The organism is Ideonella sp. P3_A4 (assembly GCF_056403075.1).
The window spans coordinates 1-6,282 of sequence record NZ_JBFUGE010000358.1 but is presented as its reverse complement, the minus strand read 5'-3'; the positions used below and the strand labels follow the sequence as shown (position 1 = coordinate 6,282).

Annotated in this window: 2 protein-coding genes; both read right to left on the bottom strand. The window is 70.6% G+C overall.

Annotated elements, in window-relative coordinates; translation table 11 throughout:
- Positions 1–4,480: non-ribosomal peptide synthetase (locus tag AC1DYI_RS23975; protein WP_477206645.1), on the bottom strand; the 4,480-nt coding region annotated here is incomplete at its 3' end.
- Positions 4,477–6,282, bottom strand: a 1,806-nt coding sequence (locus tag AC1DYI_RS23970; protein WP_477206644.1) for a non-ribosomal peptide synthetase, incomplete at its 5' end; no start/stop codon positions are given. The genes AC1DYI_RS23970 and AC1DYI_RS23975, both read right to left, overlap by 4 nt.

Here is a 6,282-nt window from a genome sequence, read left to right as displayed (position 1 = left end):
CGCAGAAGAAGGGCCGTGGCTGCACCGTCGTGGGCGAACGCGGCGCACTGGCGCGGATCGTCACGAGCGCACTTGCCGGTGCGGTGTCTGACAGCGCCAACCTTTGCGCGAGGTGTTCGATCGTCGGGCCTTCGAACAAGGTGGCCAGCGGCAGGCTGCGCTGGAACTCGTTCTGGATGCGAGCCATCAGGCGCGCCGCCAGGATGGACTGGCCTCCCAAGGCGAAGAAGCTGTCGCGCACGCCGAAGCCGCGCACGCCGAGCAATGCCTCCCAGATGGCCAGCAGGCGACGCTCGGTCTCGTCGCGCGGCGCGACTGCGGTGGTGGCGGCGCCCGTCGGCGCCAGCGGCTCGGGCAGCCGCTGGCGGTCGACCTTGCCGCTGGGCGACAGCGGCATGCGTTCGACCATGATGAAGCGCTCGGGCACCATGTGGGCCGGCAGGTGCTGGCGCAGGTACTCGGCCAGCATGTTCGACAGCGCCGTCTCGTCGCTGCAGCGCCAGCCTTCGTTCGAGAGCGGCGCGCCGCATGCCCCCAGCACTGGCGGTGCCAGCGCGGCAACGGCGACGGGGGCCGCGTTGGCCGGTCGGAACTGGGCATCCATGCACTCGGTGAGGCCCGAGCGGGCAGGGCGCAGCGACAGGCTGCAGCCGGCGCCGGCGGCCAGGCGGTGCAGATCATCGGGGTGCACGCCGCCGGGCACATCGGCAACGGTGTCGGTCTGTCCGTCCAGCCAGCGCTCCAGTGCGAAGACGCTGCTCAGGCGGGAGTTCGGGATGTCCACGACCTGCAGCAGTCCGCCGGCCACGGTGAGTCGCTGCGCGACCGCGTCGAGGTCGGGCAAGTCAGCCCAAGCGACGCTTGGACCGCCCTCGACCGGCGCCCGGTCCAGGAACAGCAGCGCATCGCACCGGAATCGTGTGAACTCATTGTCGAAGGCTCCGCGCTCGAGTTCGAAGACGGCGTGGCGGCGGTTGTCGCGTCCGGCCCAGCGACCGAACAGGTCCAGTGACAGGACCAGGTCCTGCTCGCGCGCGATGGCCGCCTCGACACGCTGCCGCAAGGCGAGGCTCCCGCAGTCCGTTCCTCCCCGGTGCGCCTGGACCGACACGTGCAGCAGCCGCTGCATGTCCAGCCGCCGCACGTCGCCGATGAAGATGCAGCCGCCGGCTGCGACGACGCGCTGCAGGGCATCCAGCAGCCTTTCGATGTAGGCCGTGCTGGGGAAGTGCTGGCTGACGGAGTTCACCACCACGGTGTCGAAGGCAGCGTCCTCCCAGCCGGTCAGGTCGAGCGCATCGCGCGCCAGCAGTTCGACATGGGCGAGCGCCGGGTCCGCTGCCGCCAGCGCCGCCACGCGGGCCAGCGCCACTTGCGAGATGTCGGTCGCCACGTAGCGTTCGCAGTGCGGGGCCAGCCGCTGGACGATCAGGCCCGTGCCGCAACCGATTTCGAGCACCCGACGCGGCTTCAGTGCGAGTACGGCGGAAACGCGAGACTCGACGTAGGCACGCATCTGCGGCGCCGGGACCGGCTGACCGTCATAGCTGCTGTTCCAGCCGCGCGTGTCGAAGGTCGGGTCGACGGTGGCCGCACCGCCGTACGACCGGTCGTACACCGCGGCCCAATCGCCGATGTGCTGGACGTCGTCGACGGCGCTCTCCAGGCCGCTGCGGCGTTCAACGTAACCCAGCAGCATCGGCTCGCCCGAAGGACCCGGCCGTGCCAGCACCGTGGCCGCGGCCACCTGGGGGTGGGCGTTCAGCGCAGCTTCGATCTCGCCCAGTTCGATGCGCCACCCGCGCACCTTCACCTGGTCGTCCTCGCGGCCCAGGTACTCGATCGCGCCGTCGGCGCGCCGGCGGGCGCGGTCGCCGGTTCTGTACAGGCGCGCACCACCACCGGCAAAGGGGTCGGGCACGAACCGCTCGGCGGTCAGCCCGGGCCGGCCCAGGTAGCCTCGGCCGACCTGCGCACCACCGATGCACAGCTCGCCCGGCACGCCGAGAGGCACCGGCTCGAGCCGCTCGTCGAGGATGTGGATCTGTGTGTTGGCGACCGGGTACCCGATCGGCACAACGGTGCGGTCCTTGCGGCTGCATGGCCAGTGCGTCACGTCGATCGCTGCCTCGGTCGGGCCGTACAGGTTGTGCAGTTCGGCCGAAGACGCGGCAGCGAAGCGCTGCACCAGGTCCGGTGTCAGCGCCTCGCCGCTGCAGAAGACGCGGCGCAGGCTGACCAGCGCGCCGATGTCCGGCTGATCGACGAAGGCGCGGAACATCGAGGGCACGAAGTGCAGGGTCGTGATGCCAGCGCTGCGGATCAGCTCGACCAGGTAGGCCGGGTCCCGGTGGCCGCCGGGGCGCGCCAGCACCAGCGTTGCCCCCGTCAGCAGGGGCCAGAAGAACTCCCATACCGAAACGTCGAAGCTGCTTGGCGTCTTCTGCAGCACGCTGTCCGTGGCGTCGAGGGGATAGGTCTGCTGCATCCAGCGCAGGCGGTTGACGACGCCGCGGTGGCTGTTCATCGCCCCCTTCGGCCGGCCGGTGGACCCCGACGTGTAGATCACGTAGGCCAGGTGGTCCGGCCGCACGCCGCTGGGTGGTGGAAGTGCGGCCTGCTCAGCGGCGAGTTCGTCGAGCAGCAGGGTCGTCAGCCCCTCGCCGGCCGCGCCCAGCGACGCGACAGTATTCCGCGTGGCCAGCAGCACTTGCGCACCGCAGTCCTTCAGCATGTAGGCCAGCCTCTGCGGCGGGTAGTCCGGGTCCAGCGGCACGTAGGCGCCACCAGCCTTCAGGACAGCCAACAGGCCGAGGACCAGTTCGGGGGACCTTTCGACCATCACCGCCACCCGCGACTCGGATCCGACCCCGGCGCGATGCAGCCTGTGGGCCAGCGCGTTGGCGCGATGGTCGAGGTCGCGGTAGGACAACTGTCCGCCGTCGAAGGACAGCGCCGGTGCCTGCGACGTGCGAATCGCCTGCTCGGCGATCAGCTCGTGCAGGCAGAGGTCGCACGGCTGCGCGTGGGGGCCGCTGCTGGCGGCGACGATCGCGCGTCGCTCCGAGTCGTCGAACCAGGGCGTGCGGTCCAGCGGCCGCTGCGGGTGCGCGACCAGTTCCCCCAGCAGGGTCTGCAGACGCGCCGCGAATCGACTGGTCGTGGTCGCGTCGAAAAGGTCGGCGTCGCAGGCCATGAAGCCATCGAGCTCGCCTGGCGCATCGACACTCCACAAGCCGATGTCGGCCACCATGGTGTGGATCGGCAGGTCGACGTGGCGCCACACCAGTCCGGCCGCAACCACCTCTGGCGGTGGTCGGTGCTGGTGGACGAACAGGGCCTGGAACAGCGGCCGACGGGACATCTCCCGGCCCGGCTGCAACAGGTCGACCAGGCGTTCGAAGGGCAGGTCGGCATGGGCGTAGGCGTCCAGGCACACTTCGCGAACACGGTCGATCAGCTGCTCGAACGTAGGCCGGCCGCCCAGGTCGATGCGCAGCAGCAGCGTGTTGAGGAAGTAGCCGACGACCTGCGCCCATTCGGGCCGCGAGCGGTTGCTGATGGGCGAGCCGATGATCACGTCGCGCTGGCCGGAATGTCGCCCCAGCCAGGCGGCATAGGCGGCCAGCATGGCCATGAAGGGCGTGGCGCGCCGACGCTGCGCCAACTCGCGCAGCGCCCGGTTGCGGGCACTGTCGAGCCGGTACGGCGCAGCCAGGCCGCGCAGGCTGGGGCGCGCGGGCGGCGTGCGGTCCACCGGCAGGTGCAGCCGCGCCGGCATGCCCGCCAGGCGTTGCCGCCAGTGGTCGCCCTGTGCCGCAATGTCGGGCCCATCGACGGCCGCGCGTTGCCACCGGCAGAAGTCCGTGTACTGGTAGGCCGCCTCGGGCAGGACCATGGCGGTTCCGCCCCGGCGCCAGCTGTCATACAGGGCCATCAGGTCGTGCTGGATGATGCCCATGGAGACCATGTCGCAAGCGATGTGGTGGATGGTCAGCACCAGCCAGTGCGATTTCGGCGTTAGCCGCAGCAGCGTGGCACGCATCATCGGCGGCCGCGTCAGGTCGAACGATGCGTCGGCTCGCTCGCGGGCCCGCTGCAGCGCCGCGCCGCGGCGTTCGAGTTCCGGCAGCGCCGACAGGTCGAAATGCTCCAGCGTGATGGCCACGTTTTGCCGCACGCTCTGAAGGACCTGGCCTTCGAGCATCAGGTAGGCGGTGCGCAACGCGGCATGCCGATCCACCAGCGCCCCGAGCGCCGCTTCGAGCGCCGCGACATCGAGTGTGCCGTCCAGCTCCAGGACGCCGCAGACGTGGTAGGCCGGACTGCCGGGGTCGAACTGGTCCAGCAGCCACATGCGCTGCTGGGTGAACGACAGTGGAGCAACGCCGTAGCGCCCACCGTCAGTCTGCAGCCGCTGGGCCAGCTGGGCCTGCTGCGCCGGGGTCAGCTGCTGCAGGCGTTCGATGAGGTCGATCATGCTGTCGGGATCCTCGAAGTGTCGGTTGCGATGTCGTCGAGCAGGTCGGCGAGATCGAAGACCGGTGTGGTCGTCGCCGCCGGCAGCGCACACGCCGTTGCAGCCAGGGCCTCTGCGGCGCGCAGGCACGCCGACAGCGTGCGCACCGTTGGCGACAGGAACAGTTCGCGCAGCGGCAGATCGACGCCATGCGCTGCGCGCAGGCGCGAGACCACCTGGAACGCACCCAGCGAATGGCCGCCGATCTCGAAGAAGTTGTCGGTGACGCCGAACTCGCCGTGGCCCAGCACGGCCGCCCAGGTGCGGTGAACCTGGGCTTCCAGCGCGTCGCATGGCGCGATGCGTTCCAGCGCCGACGCGATCGGCAGCGGCGCCGGCAGGGCCTGGCGGTCGAGCTTGCCGTTGGCATTCATCGGCAGCGCATCGACGGCCACGAAGGCCGCCGGAAGCATGTAGTCCGGCAATTGCGCGGCGGCATGGGCGCGCAGGGCCGCGGCTTCGATCGGCGTGCTGGCGACGACGTAGGCCACCAGGCTGCCCGGAATCTCGACCCGCGTGACGACGGCCGCCGCCGCGATGGCGGGGTGCTGGCACAGCACCGCCTCGATCTCGCCAGTCTCGACACGGAAGCCGCGCACCTTGACCTGGAAGTCACTGCGGCCCAGGAAGATCATCGTGCCATCGGCCTGCATGCGCGCCAAGTCGCCGGTGCGGTACATACGCGCGCCGGGCCGCGTGCCGAAGGGGTCAGGGGTGAAGCGGTCCGCCGTCAACGCCGGCGCCGCCGCGTAGCCCAGGGCCAGACAGTCGCCACCGATGTAGAGGTCGCCAGCCACGCCCACCGGCTGCGGCTGCAGCCGGGCGTCGAGCACGTAGTAGCGTGCATTGCGGATCGGCCGGCCGTACGGGATGCTCGCCCAGCCGGGCTCGACGTGGCCGATGCGAAAGACGTTCGACCAGATGGCGGCCTCCGTCGCGCCTCCCAGCGAGACCACCTCGGCGCGCGGGAACGCGCGCCGCACGGCATCGGGCAGCTGCACCGGGATCCAGTCACCGCTGAGGAACACCAGGCGCAGTGCCGGCAGCGGCGCGCCGGGCACCTCGAAGAGCGGMTCGAGCTGCTGCAACGTGGCCGGCGCAGAGTCCCAGAACGTGATGCCTTCGTCCTTCAGCACCCGGTACAGCCGCTCGGGGTCGCGCAACTCGGCGTCGGTGGCTACGCGCACGCCGGCACCTGCGCCCAGGGCACCGAAGATGTCGTAGACCGAGAGATCGAACGACGGCGAGGTCACGAAGAACAGCCGGTCGCCGGGGCCGACGCCGAAGCTGCGGTTGACCCAGTCGCAGAGGTTCACCGCCGGCGCGTGCTGCACCCGCACACCCTTGGGCACGCCGGTCGAACCGGACGTGAAGATGGTGTAGGCCACATCGCTTGGTTCAGCCAGCGTCGCCAGCGGCGCACAGTCATAGGCGGAGCAGTCCTCGATGGCCAGCAGCGTGTCCAGCGACGGTGCCGCGGCCTGCACCGATCGCGCTGCATCCAGGCCGGCCGTCGCGGTGACGAGCAGCCGCACCTGCAGCGTGTCCAGGATGCGGGCCGCCCGCGCAGGCGGCAGGCCGGATTCCAGTGGCACATAGGCGGCGCCCACTTTCAGCACCCCGAGCAGCGCCATCACCAGTTCGGCACCKCGCGGCATCATCACCGCAACGTCGCCGCCCCGCGAGACACCGCGGGCGCGCAAGGCTCGCGCGACGCGATTGGCGGCGCGATCTAGTTCGCCGAAGCCGAGCGTGCCATCGGG